Genomic DNA, 17,055 nt, shown 5'->3' with positions numbered 1-17,055 from the left:
TAGCAATGAGCAACAAGCAGCACTGAGACCTTGCTTTTCGAATACCCAATATCAATTAGACATATCCATTTCTAATGATGTAAAGCAAATGAATACACACGCGCTACATTCACAATAGAATAGACTATCTTACCGCATCACCCGAGCCACTGCCTGTTACCGTCATTAAGATATACTTGAAATAGTTTTTAATATTCAACGTATCTATCATCTGCTTATCTGTCTCGGCTAAGAGCTTAGGTGTAGACATATCAATATTCTGAACTTGTGCTAACCCAGTTACTCCAGGAAGAACATCATAAACACCCAAAGCATCGCGTTCTTTAATCAATTCTTCTTGGTTAAACAGGTTTGGACGAGGGCCAACTAAACTCATATCACCTTTGACGACATTAATTAGTTGAGGAAGTTCATCAATTTTAGTTTTACGTAAAAAATTACCTAGCTTTGTAATCGATGCATTATTAGCTAAATGACTTGCTACAGACTTAGTCTCTACTGACATAGTGCGAAACTTAATAAGTTTAAACGGCTTTTTATTTTTTCCAACACGAGTTTGCACAAACACTGGCGAACCAGTATCAAACATACCAATAACAGTCACAATAAGTAAAACCGGCCAAAGCAACAGCAAACCAAAGGAGGCTGCTAAAAAATCGATAAGACGGATCATTTTTTATTCTCAGAAAGTGAAGCCATTGCTTGCTCCATTGTATAAGGAGGAATCCACCCTAAGACTTCTTGAGCATTAGATGAATCAACCTGTAAGTTACCCAATAACTGCTCAGCCATTGCCGACTTCCTAACTAATCTAGCAACTAATCTCATAAGACTAACAGGAATAGGTAACTGGATTAACTTTTTATCTAGCCCTTTAGCTATTGCATTAGTGAAATCTTTGATAGAAACAGTTTCACCATCAGAAGCTAAAAACGTATGCCCCGGAGCCTTTGGATGCAAAGCACATGTTATGAGTAAATCAGCTAAATTTTTTACTGAAATAAAATCACGCTTATTGTCAGCTAGCCCAAAAGGCAGAACTGGGATGCGCTTAACCAGTTTTATTAATGAGCCAAAGTTACCCGGTGCATGGGCTCCATAAACCAACGTTGGTCGGACAATAACAACTTCAAGACCAGTTTCAGCAGCTATCTTCTTAAGACCGATTTCAGCATCATACTTAGATTTAGCATAAGCATTATGAGGGTGTACTGTAGAGTCAACGGAAAATGGAATATTTTTTGTCGATGGACCATTTACCCCTATTGAACTGATATATACAAAACGCTTAGCGCTGGCTTGTTGAGCTTGTTTAGCAAGCTCAATGGTCCCTAAAGTATTGATATTCTGATAAGATAATTCATCACTTTTAGCCATATGTGCAAGTGCTGCACAATGAATGATCACGTCAACCCCACGCAATGCATTAGCGTAATTAACTTCGGGGCCAATATCACCAACGGCATGATCCACTGTCATATTCTGGCTTATTTTTAACCTACCAGAGTCACGCCTTCCATAGGTACGAATAGGTAAAACAGCTCGTTGAGTTAGCTGATTCAAAATTTCACTACCGACGAAACCCGATGATCCAGTCAATAAAATCATATTAATTCCTGTCCTCAGAATATATTAAATATAAGTGCGAAAGATAATGCCACTCTATCACGCAACCTTCGCCTAATTTTATTAACATGCAACAACAAGTATAAGTTACCTAGGTATCCATTTTTCAAACCATACTTAACAATAGGTAAGTTTTGCAGATGTAGGTATTCAGCAATGTTAGTCGCCTGAATTCTATACCATTTATTTTTTATTAATAGAAAACGTTTTTTGGCAGCGACAAAACTGTTGTTAGTCCCAACTTGGTTATTCGCATGTTGCCGATAACGCATCATAGCTTCAGGATCAATAAACCAACGATAACCATGACTACGTGCAAAAGCATAAAGCAACCAGTCATGCAACGTTATATCTTCACCAATTTTTTCATAACGTTCTAGTAACCAAGTTTTAAATTGTATGGCTACTTCACGCTTAAAAACATAAGTACAACCAGGGCCAGCGGCTTCAAATAAGAAATCCCACTCTCGTTGTGCTTGAGCTTTATCAATCAGGACCTCGCGGCCATCCTCCCAAAATGCGGTGACGTTAGCAGAATAACAATCATAATGCTGTAACATTTCTATAGCTTTAGCTAATTTACTATTTGACCATATATCATCCTGATCGGCAAAAGCAACGTAATCATATTCAGAAAAATCTACATCTATTATTAAACGAAAGAAATTTCGGCCGGCACCACCTGATGCTTCAGTTACAGATAGAACCTTAATGTTACTAAATTCTGATACAAAGCCTTGTATACTCTTTTCAGAATCATCAGTAGAGGGATCTAAACGAATATAAACATCTAAACAAATATTCTTCTGAGATAATATAGACTTTATTTGTTCATTAATATATCGCTCACCATTGTATGCAGCTAAAAGAACACAAATTTTATTCATATTTTAAAGCACCGACTAAGTTAAAAAGTTCGCATTTATCATTCTGTAAAAAGTAAACATCCAAGCCACTTAGATGCCTTCTTACATCTAAAGCAAGAACATTCAACATCAAATATAGCCTGGCCATCATCTCGTTAAATTACCTTGTGCGCATTAATAAATTAATAATTAGATTTCTGCGCAGCCTTCAAATGATTCTACAAAAACATTGTACAAATAAAATAATCTACACTATTAATATTAAATCAGTTTAAAATAGCTAAACTTGAATTAAGAAAAACAATCAGAACAGGTAAAGCAGCAATGATGTAAAGTAATTTAGATTTATTTTTAAAAGAATAAATTGAATATGAAAATACCAAAGCATCGAATAGAGAAAATAATTCATGAAGCCGCAAAGCTATAGAATCCACATCCCTAAAAAAAACAAAAAGCAGCATCCCAAAATATGATAAACTGCCAAAAATGAACATTTTCTTATCTTTTACAACAGAAGCTTTTGAGAAAAAGACAAATATCATTACTACTTTAAAAATAAGATACGAGTTAAATAAACTTAATGAAGTTACAATATAGTTGCCATTTAAATAATCTGATAATCTTTCGCCAACCAAAGGCAATGTGACCACGATTGAAATATCAAAACTGAAAAAAATAGCAAACAAAAACAGTGCAACATATAAAAAAAAAGATAAAACTCTTGTTTTTCTACTAAGAATTAATGATAGAAAGAAAAAAATACATATAATAAAAGAAGACAAATGAAATAATAATGCGCTGACCCACAACAAACTAGCCTTATTCTTACTTCCCTCTAAGTAATAAATCACCCCAAGAGACGCGAGTGGTATTGCAACAGCGGCGCGAAATTGCGTCCCCTCCAATAAAAATAAAAAACGACAGAAATAAAAAACAAAGAAGAGCGTTAAAACTAACATTGAAGCGTTTAACACAGACAATAGCTTTATTTTAGCCCAAGCAGAAATTAAAACATAAAAAACTAAAAGGCCAATCATGCCAAAACCAAAAAAATGACTAAACTTAGAAAAAACAACAAACATTGGATCTTTATACAAAAAAATATTATCTATACCACTTGAAACAGAAAAAGCGTACCAATCAGCGTAATTGATAAAGTCTCGAGACTGAGCAAAATCGTAAAATAACACAAACAACAGGTAGAAAATAATAATAATTAGAAAACAGCCTTTATTATATGCTGACTTAATCATCAATTTTACCCATTCGCCCTAGAACACCATCAAAGTAACCTCTGACACAAAACTTAACTTTATTAAATAGATCTCTTTCGCATAAAATAATTCTGATTGAATTGTAAGTAGTTGCAATTAAATCAAAAACGAACCAAGATGGAACCTTTAAAGCGTAATTTCGATACATATATATTGAATTTCTTGCGATATAATATCTTCTGAAAGCAGAATGATTGGTGGGCACAAACTCCACACCACAAACTTTTTTTCTTTCCTTTTGACCTAAATTGTGAGTTAACAATGCATCTTTTGCAACTCCTATTTTGTAATCGTTCACAATAAGGCGCATGCAATATTCAGTGTCTACATAATCAATAAATAAATCTGTTTTAAAAAAACCAAGATCATGTAAAATATTTAGATTAGTCAAAGTACCAGACGTAATCACAACTAATATTTTATCGTCATTAGAAATTACGTCCGGCGACTTTCTTACGAAAGTAAATTTTTTATTTTCAACAAGATATTTGCAGTTTTTTGTATTCGCATTTTGATCAACTATATTTGGAGCTACAATCGCTACTTTGTCTCCGTATAGCTCACTCAATGCTTTCTGTTGTTTTTGTAACAGTTTCACCATTTGTTTATCTGGTGTACTATCTTGGTCAAATGTTATGCACCATTCGTATCCCAAATCCAAAGCAAGTTTCGCTCCAACATTAAGTGAGTTCGCAATACCAAGATTGTCTGGTGATAAAATCACTTCAACATTGTGCAGACCCATCTCATTTAATTGGTTTAACTTAGATTTATCTTTGCTACCATCATCAATAATTATTAGATGTTCCACTAGTCTAGCGATAAGTAAAGCATTATTCATTGCATTATCATCGAAGTTAAATGCTGCCACAATCCCACAAACATCGTTTTTACTATCTATTACGTCAGCTATTTTCATATTATAACCATTTATTTTAAATTTATCAAAAAATGTAAGACATGTTTTTTGCATGCAATAAAAAGTCAAGCAATTTGCATAAATAGTTTAAATCCATCGCATAGTTAATTTCTTTATGGTGCATGGTAATCTTATAACTATTTTCTTTTTATCAGGACAAGAGCATAAGTTATTAAAATATTAATTTCACAGTACAGACTCTCAGTAATAGTAAAGCTCGGTTTCAAAAGTATTGAGTATTTGTATTTTTGTACCTCGCGCAGGTCATACGATGAAATATATAACCAAAATAGGCTATTTTAGCCTCCGAATATTGTTTTAACAAAAAATTTACTCCTGTCTAGCCTTAGTATTTTCTACTTTTTCACTTTAACCGAAAATTTTGATAACGCCAAAATGAATGAACGAGTATGAAAGCATCGTTGCTACTCGACAAAATTGAATCGAAAGCCATTAAAAGATACAAAATCAATTACGAAATGCCTCATAAGCTCAAAGCGAGAGCTGGTGTAACACACATTTTTAAAGGTAATTCAATTGCTATGTGAGAAAAATGCACATATATCCTGAAATTAACATAGTAAAAGTGTCAACATGATCTATCGATGCTCTCGACCTGTCCATAGATAATAGGCCGTAATAAGGTTCTGCTTTTTCCTCATCAAACTTATGCGCTAAACAATTGTTTTTTTTGTAACTAAAACCACTTTGATATAACCACTTGTTTGTTAAAACAATAATAAACACCCACTAGCGGTTCGATAATATAAGCAAAATCTGATTGGCATGTTCAGTTAATTGCGGGACCGATACTGTTGTTTGTTTGGCAAATAAATGTGAGCTCACATCTTCGGCTTAAATTTCTAAGCAAAGGTGTCGTAAGCAATGTGACGCAGAAACGTTGATTGCTGGATACATGTCGCTAGAGAAACTACAAGTAGAACCGCCTTAGGAAGAAAGAGGGACGGCTTGAGATCACGAACTCAACAGTCACACGTCTGCTAGTGCTAGCTTCAAGGATCTAGTTGAGTTGTTTCAAAAAAAAGTTTTATAATTAGTAGATTAATTCTACTTTTAAAGAAACTTAAGCAACATGAATTATCACCGACAATAATGATAATCACCAGAGCGAGAGTATGAGTGGTTAATTTTCAAACGCGATGTATAGAAGATAATCCAATCTATATATTACAAAGCGATTCCTGTTTATTCAACACTCAATTTCCGTCTATTTTGTAAACGAGTTTAGGTTATAAAACGTTCACGATCTTGCCCTGTGATAATCACCAATTCCAGCTGTTTAATAATTTATAATCTTTATAAATTCATCAATTTCTTCATTAAACTTATGCTGTTCAAGTTCAATCAGAACTCGATAATCATCAAAGTCATGAATAGCTAATTCATAGTTAATCAAAGAGACTTGAATTGTTCTGGACACATCGGCGAAGAAACTGGGATTATCCTCATTGTGCTTGTATTTTCGAGGCACTGGAATATCTACATCATTACCAGCACTTCCTTTAACACCTGTAATAACAATACAACCGGCCATCGCAGCCTCTCTAGGGATCCTATCCTTGCCAGGATGATGACCAAAATCAATATAAATCTTTGATCTAGCAAGCAATTCAGCAACTTGTTCAGCCGTCATATTCTGAATAGGTATGAAAGATAAAGAGAGATTTTGATTAATCAGGCGCTGAGTCACTTCAGAGCCTTTTTTGGGGTTATAACAGATAATATTCTGTTTTTTCTCGATATTAAATTTATTTAAAAAGTGTTCTCTATTTAAATAATCTGATAATTTGCTAGACTGATATCCATATTGAGCAAGGAAGTTCTTCGCGTACTCACTTTGCACCAAATGCTCAAAACGACCCATCTTTTGAATATTGATATGAGTATTACGGCCTAAAAAAGTATTAATCCACCCTCTAAAACCCTTAGGTAAATCACAGAAATAATTATCAACAGATAACCACCAGATAAATATACGAGCATTTTTAAATAATCGACTAAAACCAGTTAGAACCTCAGGTAATACAACAACACTATTTTTTTTCTGTACATCGTTATTAAGCCGCATAGAACCTACATTATAATGTTTGTAAGCTTCCGGAACGACAAAATCAATATCAAATGGATAATAAACCATAGATGCATTATAGCCACGTTCATTTAAGCCATGGGCAAACTGATGCAATAGTTCTGGCCCACCAGTAACAAAACCGCCTGGGCATATGACGTAAATATCTTTCATTATATAGACTCTAGAGAATTAACAGTATTCAATGCACTTCTTATCACTTGATGCATGTCGTAATATTTATATTCAGCAAGGCGCCCACCGAAAACAACATTTTCAGACTTGGTTAGTTCACGATATTGCTTGAATAAAAGCATATTCTTATCGTCATTAATTGGATAATACGGCTCATCACCAACTTTCCACTCTGAAGGATATTCTTCAGTTATAACAGTATGCTTTGTATCAACTGGATCAAAATGCTTATGCTCAATAATCCGAGTAAATGGAATATCTCTTTCTGTATAATTTACAACGGCATTACCCTGAAAATTATCTTGTTGTAATACCTTAGTTTTAAACTCTAATGATCTATATTCAAGCTTTCCTAATCTATTATTGAAATACTCGTCAATAGGACCTGTATATATAACATTATCAGCTAATTCCATTAACTCTTCTTTTTGAGCTAAAAAGTCAATATTTAATCGAATTTCAACACCTGCTAACATTTTTTCAATTAACTTTGTATAGCCACCAATGGGCACACCCTGATACTTGTCAGAAAAGTAATTATTATCGTAAGTATATCTTACCGGTAAACGTCTAATAATGAATGAAGGCAGATCTTTACAGTCGCGTCCCCATTGTTTTTCTGTATAACCCTTGATGAGCTTTTCGTATATGTCGCGGCCAACAAGAGAAATAGCTTGTTCTTCAAGATTATCTGGTGATTTTCCATTTAGCTCTTTTGTTTGTTCTAACATCTTATCTTTAGCTTCTTGAGGTGTTTTAGTGCCCCAAAGCTGATAAAAAGTATTCATATTGAATGGTAAATTGTATAAATCACCTTCATAATTAGCTAATGGTGAATTAGTGAACCGATTAAATTCAACTAAAGAATTTACATAATCCCATATGTCTTTATCATTTGTATGGAATATGTGCGCACCGTATTTATGAACTTGAATACCATCATTATCTTCAGTATAGATATTACCACCTATATGTGTACGTTTATCTATAACTAACACTCTCTTACCTTTGGCGGTTAGCTCTTTTGCACACACAGAGCCAAACAAACCGGCTCCTACTATCAAATAATCATACTTCATTATTTATCCTAAATTTTTTAAACACAGGTATCTGGTATTTTTTTATTGTGAAAAACATTAATAACGTCACTATAGACTCAGTGATGACAACAGATATTGCAGCACCTTCTGCATCATAAAAATAACTTAATGGAACTAAGCTGATTAAACTAAATAAACCAGAAAGCATAAGAATTATAGAAAACTCTTTTTTGTAATTATGAGTTAATAAAACTAGTACGCCGAACACATTACTAAGACCGATGATAAAAGGTAAGACAGACATTATTTGCAGTATATCAGCACTTCTCTCATACTCTTCACCAAAAAGTATCTTAACGGCAAAGGGAGAAAAATAGTACATCCCCAAACCAATCAAAAGAGTGATTTTTATCTGTAACTTTAATACATATTTAATTAACTCTACTGCTTTCGTCTTGCTTTCAGCCATTAGACTATTTATTCGAGGATAAAAAGACGCGGTCAAAGGAGAATAGACACTTAGTCCGGCTTGCAATAATTTATTTGCAGATACATAAACTGCGACACTTACGGGCCCCCCTATGATACCTAAAATGACTGTCGTACTTGTTGTGTACAAACTAATAGCAGCACTTGAAATAAATAAATGCCAACCATCAGCTAGTTGCCCTTTCATTCCACTAAATGTTGGTTTACACCATACAACCCAACGTCGATGGCGAATTAAGTAAGAAGAAACTAAAGCCGTAATAAGAGGAGGCAAAGTTGTTAACAATGCCGTTATCCAAATATCTTCAGGACTTTTCACTAGTAAGAATAGCAATGGGATACTGATCAATTGGGATATGACTCTTATAATTGAAATTTTCCCTAATTGCTCTTTACCCTGAAAAAGCCATTGTGGAAAGATAGCATCACCAAGCACTGTTAGATATGATATTAATAATATAAAAAATATCGCATCAATGCCTTCAAAAAGAAAAGGAAGTAAACATAAAACCCCAAATCCTATTATTGCAATTAATAGTCTAGCGACTAGGATATTCCAATATATGACACTGATTTTTAATTTATCACTTTTACTTTCCGCAATTCTTTTAGTTGCTGAGAGATCAAAACCATAATTAACTGCGATTGAAAAGTATTGAATGATCGCTAAACAAAAAGCAAACGTTCCATACCCAACAGGTTCTAATACCCTAACTAAATAGGGTAATGTGATCAGCGGAATAATATAACCAGCAATTTTCAAACTAAATAAAGAAGATATATTCTTTATTATTACGCTATCAAGCATTTAACTTGCCTTTATACGACTCGAGGCTCATAGCATTGTTATCTTTTTCTGATAGCATTGGTTTTGTAGTAAAAGGCCATTCGATACCGATATCAGTATCATTCCAAGCAATAGAGATTTCAGATGCTGGATTATAATAGTTTGTACACTTGTATACAAATTCAGCTTCTTCACTTGTCACGTAAAAACCGTGTGCGAAGCCTTCAGGCACCCATAATTGACGTTTATTTTCTGCGGACAGATATACACCTACCCATTGACCAAATGTTGGAGAACCTTTGCGTATATCTACCGCAACGTCAAATACCTCACCAGACACGACACGCACTAGTTTACCTTGAGTATTGACGCTCTGATAATGCAAACCGCGTAAGATGCCTTGCTTGGACTTAGAGTGATTGTCCTGCACAAAATGTGTTTCTTTACCTGTTACAAGTTCTTCAAACTTTTGCTGACTCCAGGTTTCCATAAAGAAACCACGTTCATCCCCAAAGACTGCTGGTTCGATGATTTTAACGTCCGCAATGGTTGTATCAATAACTTTCATTTATGAATACTCTTTAATTCGCACTAATGCCGCTTGCCAGTCACTTTGCTTAATGCCAAATGCATTATGAATCTTGTCACAATTTAAACGTGAGTTTGCAGGGCGTTTAGCTGGTGTTGGATAGTCTAGTGTTGTTATTGGATTAACTTGAATAGGTTGGACAAGTACATTTTGCTCCAATGCTATTTCAAATATTTTTTCTGCAAAAGTATGCCAATTGACATGCGGGAAACCAGAAAAATGATAAATACCATAAACATGGCTATCTCGTGCTATTTGCTTTGAGATAGTGAGTATGGCGTTTGCTATATCACCCGCATAAGTAGGTCCGCCAAACTGATCAGCGACAACACCTAACGACTCTCTGGTTTTAGCAAGGCGTAGCATGGTTTTAACAAAATTATTCCCGTGCTCACCAAAGACCCATGCTGTTCTCAATATAATATGTTTAGGACAAGCTTGAGCAACAGCTTGCTCACCAGCTAACTTACTACGACCGTATTCCCCTTGAGGAGCGGTCGTATCTGACTCCGTATAGCTCTCTATGCTATCGCCATTGAAAACATAATCGGTCGAAATATGGATGATAGCTGCATTGATATTATTTGCCGCATGCGCAAGATTATGTGGACCGTCTCTATTGATAGCGTTGGCTAATTCACTTTCTTGTTCAGCTTTATCGACAGCGGTATAAGCTGCTGCATTGATGATTATATTAGGCTGAAACTCGCTGACAATTTTATCAACTTGAATTCGGTCGGCGATATCAAGCTCTTCACGACCTAATGCTAAAAAGGTTAGCTCAGTCTGTGCTTCGAGTAGATTGACTAAACATCTACCAACCTGGCCATTTTTACCCGCGATTAATATTTTCATACTTAAGCCCCGTTAGCTAAACGATCCAAGTATTGACCATAGTTATTTTTCATCATTGGTTTGGCCAATCCAGAGAGTTGTTCTGAGCTTAACCAATCATTACGCCACGCGATCTCTTCTAGGCAAGCCACTTTTAGGCCTTGTACATGTTCTATGGTTTGTACAAAAGAAGACGCTTCATGCAAACTTTCGTGCGTACCTGTGTCTAACCATGCAAAACCGCGACCGAGCAATTCCACATTTAACTCACCAGCATTCAGATACATCTCATTGAGAGTAGTTATTTCTAGCTCGCCCCGATGGGAAGGTTTAACCTGTTTAGCCAATTCCACCACTTTATTGTCGTAAAAATAGAGTCCTGTGACGGCGTAATTAGATTTAGGCTTGGCTGGCTTTTCTTCAATAGAAATGGCTTTCATATCTGCATCAAATTCCACCACACCAAAACGCTCGGGGTCTTTCACTTGATAACCAAAAACAGTAGCACCTGACTCACGCGAAGCGGCATTTTTGAGTGTTTTTGAAAAAGACTGACCATAGAAAATATTATCACCTAGCACTAAGCAAACATTATCATCGCCAATAAATTCTTCTCCGATGATAAATGCTTGTGCTAAGCCATCAGGTGATGGCTGTACGGCGTAACTTAAATTGATGCCAAAATCTGAGCCATTGCCAAGTAAACGTTTAAAGCTTTCATTATCTTCTGGAGTTGTGATAATTAATATATCTCTAATACCCGCTAACATAAGCGTTGATAAGGGATAATAAATCATCGGTTTATCATAAATCGGCAATAACTGTTTAGAGACACCACGAGTTAATGGATACAAACGCGTACCAGAGCCCCCAGCTAAAATAATTCCTTTCATAGTAAAATCAGTTCCTACATAAATAGACCCTAGGTTTATGGGACTCTAGGGCATTAAAAAAGATAGATTAAATGCCTAAACGCTCGCGTTGGTAAGTGCCATCTTGTACATGTTGACACCACTCTTGATTCGCTAAATACCATTCAATGGTTTTACGAAGGCCTGTTTCAAAGGTTTCTTCTGGTTGCCAGTTAAGCTCATCACTCATCTTAGTTGCATCAATTGCATAGCGGCGGTCGTGGCCTGGTCTATCTGTCACATAAGTAATTTGCTTTGAGTAAGGCGTATCTTTAGGCACTAGAACATCTAAAATAGTGCAAATCGTCTGTACCACTTCAAGGTTCTGCTTTTCGTTATGTCCACCGATATTGTATGTCTCTCCAACATTCCCTGAGGTGACTACTTTATAGAGGGCACGAGCATGATCTTCAACGAAAAGCCAATCGCGAATTTGATCACCTTTACCGTAAATGGGTAATGGCTTGCCTTCTAGTGCATTCAAAATCACTAGCGGGATTAACTTTTCGGGGAAATGATTCGGGCCGTAGTTATTCGAGCAGTTAGTCACCACAGTAGGCAAACCATAAGTGCGTAACCATGCTCTGACTAAATGATCGCTTGCTGCTTTTGATGCTGAATAAGGGCTGCTTGGTGCATAAGACGTATTTTCAGTAAATAATGGCAGCTCACCGTCTTGCTCATCAGGATGCGGCAAATCACCATACACTTCATCAGTAGAGATATGATGGAAACGAAACGCTTTCTTTGATTGCTCAGATAAACCATTCCAATACTCGCGAGTCGATTCAAGTAACGTATAAGTGCCAACAATATTGGTTTGAATAAAATCACTTGGACCTGTAATAGAACGGTCCACATGAGACTCTGCCGCCAAATGCATGACTGCATCAGGTTGGTAATGTGCAAATACTCTATCGAGTTCTGCTCTGTCACAAATATCAACTTGCTCGAAAATGTATCGTTCATTTTTTTCTACGTTTACAAGTGATTCAAGGTTGCCTGCATAAGTTAATTTATCAACATTAATAACAGAATCTTGAGTATTATTGATAATGTGACGAACAACAGCAGAACCAATAAAGCCTGCACCACCTGTGACAAGTATTTTCATTATTTACTACCAAAATCGTTGAGTTTAGCCATAGTCAATGGCAAATATAGAATGACAAACGCAGAAATTTTTCACTTTTTATCTCAGCCTTACAAATCAAACTGAGACATATTTCATCCATTTTGAGACAATCGACTTCTCACTGTCCCCTATAGAGCCTAGGTTTTACTTTTTTATTGAAACTGTCCCAATAGGCTTTTTTAGAGATATTTCAATCTCCTTTCCTAAAAAAATGTCTTACTAATACAAACATTATGCCGAGCATCCCGCCGAGCATAGTGCCTAATACGCAAATTAATGCGCGTTTGGGTTTAGCTTTTTCTTCAGGGACGAAAGCGGGGTCGATAGTTTTAAATACGTACTCATCACGTACTTCGGCAAACATAATAGTTTTAGCCTGCTCTTCAATCAGCTTGTAGAGGATTGTTTTTATGTCCGCAACATTTGTTAAGGCAATTTGTTGACTTAAAAACTCACGACTACGATTAGCCTCGGCAACATCGCGATCTTTCATCGTTTTATTAATATCTTGAACTAGCCAAATAATCCACTGCTGTGCGACTGTTGGTGATAAATGTTCAACAGCAATAGTCACCATGCCAGTCTCTTTAGCAGTATTAACCACGACAACTTTGCTAAACACTTTAAAAGCTTCTTGCATTGAAGGCTCAGGCCTGAACGGCGCTTTTACTTCACGGACCCATGTGTTGGCTTGTGCATCGTAAAGTTCAGGATCATAAATAAGTTTGTCCTGGGCAATATCCCACGCTTTTGCTGCCATTAAATCGGGCAGAATATTATGCTTTTGAATAAAATCCGCAGCAAATTGGCGTGATTTTATCACCTCGATTGCCATTTGGGTTTTATCGACACCGCCTTTTGCAGCTAAATTTACTCCAGCTAAGCTGGCTAAGCCGCCAAACTGCGATGCTAACGCACTTAAACCACCGCTTTGTTCTTCAGATGCAGGGGCTAATAAAGCTTCGGATTTATAGATATTGGGTTGTTTTATGGCAAAAATAATCGCGCTAATAGCAAATACAGCTGTAACAGCGATAATTAGCCATTTACCTTGCCAAATAACTGAGAAAAGCTCGCGCAGATCGATTTCGTCATCCTGTGCTGCCGACGGAAACGTTGCATCTTGCATATATTTGTTTATTTTATTGGGCATTTAAAACTTATCTCGTTATTTGAGTTCTCTTATACGATTAATGGTTAATAGAACGCTTCGCTCACAACGAGAGAAGACGGAACAGTAATGTAGATGATGTTCCGTTATCCGTAAGCCGCATTCCTAAAGCCACGTTGCGTTGCTATTACAATCCTGCAATCACTGATACGGCTACGGCGGTATTATAGATAATCCCCGTAATCTGCGTCCATAAACTTAAATTATCTTTATATTCAGTATCTAAAGGTACAATGATAGTATCGCCGGGTTGTAATTGATCTTCACTACTAAACCAGCTTGAACGTCCTGGCATTAGTACAGAACCATTCGCTTGAATAACATAAGTGCGGTCTTCATCGGCGCGCTTACGTGCACCGCCAGACATTGCTAAATACTGGTCTAGAGTCAGGCCATCTTTAAATCTATGCGTTGCAGGATGTTGAACTTCCCCCATAACGGCAATCGTTTGCTTAGTTGATGGTATATAGAGAATATCAGCATCTTCGAGCTGAATATTAGCCTGTTCAATCCCTAATGAAATCGCCGCTAAATCAACAACGAGACGTCCAACCGCTTTAATATTTTCCAGATCGGCCAGCATCAATTGTGCATCAGTATAATTAACCATAGTGCCATCTTGCGATACACCACGCGTGGCTATATCTCGGCGCAATTGATCGGCTAGCTTTTTAATCTCAATTTGTTCTTGTTGACGGACTGATTCACGCACAAACACTGCGGAGGGTAAATAGGCGTAATCAGTAAAGCCTCCCACCCGGGTAATTAAATCACTTAATGTTTCACCACGGTGAATATTATAACGACCAGGGAATTTAACTTCACCTCGGATTTCAACCACTTTAGTTTCTTGCCAATCAGGTGTCGTCATGACAGTTAACATGTCACGCCCTGTTAAACGAATATTGGCACTATCAAATCCCTGCAGAGCTTGTGTTAAATCAATATTATTATGTCTAATACTTGAACCATTAATATCGGTTGAGGTAGTGGTTAATTCTGCTTTGGCAGTATAAGCACCTTCCTTTAAACCGCCAGCAGCAATCACTAAATCATTAACACGGGCACCGACAGTGAGAGGATATACACCAGGTTGGCGGACTTGACCATCAATGGCAACAATTTGAATCCCTGAACCCGCGCGGCCTTGACTATTTAATTTAACCATTACGGGATACAGCAACTCTTGTCGTCCCATTTGATCGCTGAGTTTAAGTAGCTCAACGTCGTCAAAAAGATTAGCCAACATTTTATTGACAACACCTTTTACGACTTCAGCCTCTTCTGCTTCTTTTTTATCTGTTAATACCACACCCGCAAGATCTGAACGTTGTTTTAATTTGCTTTTGTCCAGTTGTACAAATCCCGCTTTAAATAGATCCGAGCCTAAAAGGTTATTGGTATTTAAAGACGTCACCTTTTCAACGCGTTCTTTCACTAATTTGTTTAACTCATAACGATTCTGAATATCATCAGAGAAGTTAAAAACAACAATTTTATCGCGTGCATTTAAATTTAAATCTTGACTGCTATCTTTAGCACCAATCGCTTTTCCTGGAGAAAACTGATGTACTTCGATATCGCCATATTGATTGACTTCACGAATTACAATCGCGTAATCAAGATCGGCAGAGGCGGCTAAATCACCCCACAACGAAGGTAATACATCACTAATTTTTTGACCCGCAAACCATTGGTATTTGCCAGGGCGAACCACTGCACCTGCGATAGAGATGGCACTTTCGTATTGCTCTGAAGCACTTTTCACTTTAACAACATCGCCGGCTTTAGCTAGTGTACCTTTGCCTTGCTCGGTAGTTAAATCCACATTTACAACGGTTTTAAGCGAGTTATTATTATAACGTTCAATAGAGCTACTTTTGGGATAGGCTCCAGCGTTTAACCCCGCGGCCATTGCAATAATGTCAGCCATATTTTCATTATGTTTTAATTCGTAAATAGCTGGACGTCTAACTTCGCCCGTCACAGTAACCAGCCCACCAATTGAGGGGATAAACACAACATCCCCAGAACGGAGCATTAAATCACCCGAAGCATCACCACGCATAAGGAGATCATATAGATCTAAAGTGCCTACAAGCTTGCCATTGCGCTTAAGTTGCACATTTCGTAGCGAACCAATTTCATTCACGCCGCCAGCAACAAATAAGGCTTGAGTAATAGTTGAAAGGCTTGAAACGGTGTAAGAGCCTGGTTTATAAGCGTCACCAGCCACAAAAATACGGATTGAGCGCAACTCACCCATAGTGATATTTGACTCGATGCCGATCATCTGTTGCTTAATTCGCTCGGATAAAGAGTCGCGAAGCTCAGAAAAGCTAAGACCCATAACCGGTATTGGTCCAAGTTCAGGAAACTGTATAACACCATCGCGATTGATAACTAAGTCATACTCTTTGTTATCTTTGCCATAAAGTTGGACTTTAATATTATCCCCAGGACCGACAAGATACTCACTAGGCACAGGCACATCTGATACTGGTGCAAAGGTACTCGGTTCACCCGCGAACATTTCGTAGCCGAAACGGCGCAATTTAATTTTGCTGCTATCTTCAGAAAAATCGAGCTCTGATTTATCCGTTTTTTTACGATTATCACGACTTCGTTCATCAGTCTTGCTATCGTTGTCATTTATATCTCTAGCCCCTACCACTTCTGGGTTTGAAAGCTGAGTTTGTGCCTGAGATCCAGAAAGCATCCCTGGATCGATTCCATATTGCTTCGCGAGCCTTGTTTGTTCCGATTTAGGTAATTGCTTGAACTGCTCAATCATTTGCGGAGATGGCGTGACGGCCAGAGCCTGAGTGCCCATCAATATGGTCGTACTAAGGCCAACTATGATGATTTTTTTGATTTGTTGTAACACCAGTTATCTCCGTTAATATAATTCAATCAAAACGTTAAGTTAAGCCTTCAGCTAAATACTCAGAGCAATTAAAGGCGGGATAATCTTTTATTTGAAGCTTGTGCGCATATATGACAACTGTACGTTCGAGATTTTTGGATCTTGTATAGTATAAGAGCCAAGCTGTAATTCTAATGCTTTCAAACACGCTAACTATCCACGTACGTCAGCTTAACGAAGACACCATTTAGTCATGTATCCATG

Annotated in this window: 14 protein-coding genes; all 14 read right to left on the bottom strand. The window is 37.0% G+C overall.

Annotation, left to right across the window (positions count from 1 at the left end; translation table 11 throughout):
• Positions 1 to 124 precede the first annotated feature (124 nt).
• The gene (locus L2717_RS03455; RefSeq protein ID WP_220774479.1) at positions 125 to 673 is read right to left on the bottom strand and encodes a sugar transferase; all 549 of its coding nucleotides are present in this window, start codon (positions 671 to 673) and stop codon (positions 125 to 127) included.
• The gene (locus L2717_RS03450) at positions 670 to 1,608 is read right to left on the bottom strand and encodes an NAD-dependent epimerase/dehydratase family protein (RefSeq protein WP_220774478.1); all 939 of its coding nucleotides are present in this window, start codon (positions 1,606 to 1,608) and stop codon (positions 670 to 672) included. Before L2717_RS03450 ends, L2717_RS03455 begins: the two co-directional genes overlap by 4 nt.
• 14 nt (positions 1,609 to 1,622) lie before the next feature.
• Positions 1,623 to 2,513 carry a glycosyltransferase gene (locus L2717_RS03445; protein WP_248937981.1) on the bottom strand — a complete coding sequence of 297 codons (891 nt, stop codon included), beginning with the start codon at positions 2,511 to 2,513 and terminating at the stop codon, positions 1,623 to 1,625.
• A gap of 245 nt (positions 2,514 to 2,758) precedes the next feature.
• On the bottom strand, positions 2,759 to 3,745 hold the full coding sequence (locus L2717_RS03440; protein ID WP_248937980.1) for an EpsG family protein: 987 nt from the start codon (positions 3,743 to 3,745) through the stop codon (positions 2,759 to 2,761).
• The gene (locus L2717_RS03435; RefSeq protein ID WP_248937979.1) at positions 3,738 to 4,685 is read right to left on the bottom strand and encodes a glycosyltransferase family 2 protein; all 948 of its coding nucleotides are present in this window, start codon (positions 4,683 to 4,685) and stop codon (positions 3,738 to 3,740) included. The genes L2717_RS03440 and L2717_RS03435 overlap by 8 nt, the downstream gene beginning before the upstream one ends.
• Positions 4,686 to 5,985: 1,300 nt before the next feature.
• On the bottom strand, positions 5,986 to 6,948 hold the full coding sequence (locus L2717_RS03430) for a hypothetical protein (RefSeq protein ID WP_248937978.1): 963 nt from the start codon (positions 6,946 to 6,948) through the stop codon (positions 5,986 to 5,988).
• Positions 6,948 to 8,048, bottom strand: a complete 1,101-nt coding sequence (gene glf, locus L2717_RS03425) for a UDP-galactopyranose mutase (protein WP_248937977.1) — start codon at positions 8,046 to 8,048, stop codon at positions 6,948 to 6,950. Before glf ends, L2717_RS03430 begins: the two co-directional genes overlap by 1 nt.
• Complete coding sequence (locus L2717_RS03420) at positions 8,038 to 9,306, bottom strand: flippase (protein ID WP_248937976.1); 1,269 nt, start codon at positions 9,304 to 9,306, stop codon at positions 8,038 to 8,040. The genes glf and L2717_RS03420 overlap by 11 nt, the downstream gene beginning before the upstream one ends.
• Complete coding sequence (rfbC, locus tag L2717_RS03415; RefSeq protein WP_220774251.1) at positions 9,299 to 9,853, bottom strand: dTDP-4-dehydrorhamnose 3,5-epimerase; 555 nt, start codon at positions 9,851 to 9,853, stop codon at positions 9,299 to 9,301. The genes L2717_RS03420 and rfbC overlap by 8 nt, the downstream gene beginning before the upstream one ends.
• Positions 9,854 to 10,729, bottom strand: coding sequence for a dTDP-4-dehydrorhamnose reductase (rfbD, locus tag L2717_RS03410; RefSeq protein WP_220774252.1), 876 nt, complete (start codon positions 10,727 to 10,729; stop codon positions 9,854 to 9,856). It abuts the gene before it with no gap.
• A 2-nt stretch (positions 10,730 to 10,731) separates the two neighbouring features.
• Entirely contained in the window at positions 10,732 to 11,601 is an 870-nt protein-coding gene (gene rfbA / locus L2717_RS03405) for a glucose-1-phosphate thymidylyltransferase RfbA (RefSeq protein ID WP_220774253.1), read from the bottom strand.
• A gap of 67 nt (positions 11,602 to 11,668) precedes the next feature.
• Positions 11,669 to 12,733, bottom strand: a complete 1,065-nt coding sequence (gene rfbB, locus L2717_RS03400) for a dTDP-glucose 4,6-dehydratase (protein WP_220774254.1) — start codon at positions 12,731 to 12,733, stop codon at positions 11,669 to 11,671.
• 211 nt (positions 12,734 to 12,944) lie between these two features.
• Complete coding sequence (locus tag L2717_RS03395) at positions 12,945 to 13,907, bottom strand: Wzz/FepE/Etk N-terminal domain-containing protein (RefSeq protein ID WP_220774255.1); 963 nt, start codon at positions 13,905 to 13,907, stop codon at positions 12,945 to 12,947.
• A 145-nt stretch (positions 13,908 to 14,052) separates the two neighbouring features.
• Positions 14,053 to 16,812, bottom strand: a complete 2,760-nt coding sequence (locus L2717_RS03390) for an SLBB domain-containing protein (protein WP_220774256.1) — start codon at positions 16,810 to 16,812, stop codon at positions 14,053 to 14,055.
• Positions 16,813 to 17,055: the final 243 nt, after the last annotated feature.

It is taken from the genome of Shewanella glacialipiscicola, from assembly GCF_023283485.1.
Classification (GTDB): domain Bacteria; phylum Pseudomonadota; class Gammaproteobacteria; order Enterobacterales; family Shewanellaceae; genus Shewanella; species Shewanella glacialipiscicola.
This window is presented reverse-complemented; position numbering and strand designations above follow the sequence as displayed.

Excerpts from the sequence above, each read along its gene's own strand:
- L2717_RS03445 (WP_248937981.1), bottom strand. The coding sequence starts at position 2,513 with ATGAATAAAATTTGTGTTCTTTTAGCTGCATACAATGGTGAGCGATAT.
- L2717_RS03420 (WP_248937976.1), bottom strand. The coding sequence starts at position 9,306 with ATGCTTGATAGCGTAATAATAAAGAATATATCTTCTTTATTTAGTTTG.
- rfbD (WP_220774252.1), bottom strand. The coding sequence starts at position 10,729 with ATGAAAATATTAATCGCGGGTAAAAATGGCCAGGTTGGTAGATGTTTA.
- rfbC (WP_220774251.1), bottom strand. The coding sequence starts at position 9,853 with ATGAAAGTTATTGATACAACCATTGCGGACGTTAAAATCATCGAACCA.
- L2717_RS03435 (WP_248937979.1), bottom strand. The coding sequence starts at position 4,685 with ATGAAAATAGCTGACGTAATAGATAGTAAAAACGATGTTTGTGGGATT.
- L2717_RS03440 (WP_248937980.1), bottom strand. The coding sequence starts at position 3,745 with ATGATTAAGTCAGCATATAATAAAGGCTGTTTTCTAATTATTATTATT.
- rfbA (WP_220774253.1), bottom strand. The coding sequence starts at position 11,601 with ATGAAAGGAATTATTTTAGCTGGGGGCTCTGGTACGCGTTTGTATCCA.
- L2717_RS03430 (WP_248937978.1), bottom strand. The coding sequence starts at position 6,948 with ATGAAAGATATTTACGTCATATGCCCAGGCGGTTTTGTTACTGGTGGG.
- glf (WP_248937977.1), bottom strand. The coding sequence starts at position 8,048 with ATGAAGTATGATTATTTGATAGTAGGAGCCGGTTTGTTTGGCTCTGTG.
- rfbB (WP_220774254.1), bottom strand. The coding sequence starts at position 12,733 with ATGAAAATACTTGTCACAGGTGGTGCAGGCTTTATTGGTTCTGCTGTT.
- L2717_RS03455 (WP_220774479.1), bottom strand. The coding sequence starts at position 673 with ATGATCCGTCTTATCGATTTTTTAGCAGCCTCCTTTGGTTTGCTGTTG.
- L2717_RS03395 (WP_220774255.1), bottom strand. The coding sequence starts at position 13,907 with ATGCCCAATAAAATAAACAAATATATGCAAGATGCAACGTTTCCGTCG.
- L2717_RS03450 (WP_220774478.1), bottom strand. The coding sequence starts at position 1,608 with ATGATTTTATTGACTGGATCATCGGGTTTCGTCGGTAGTGAAATTTTG.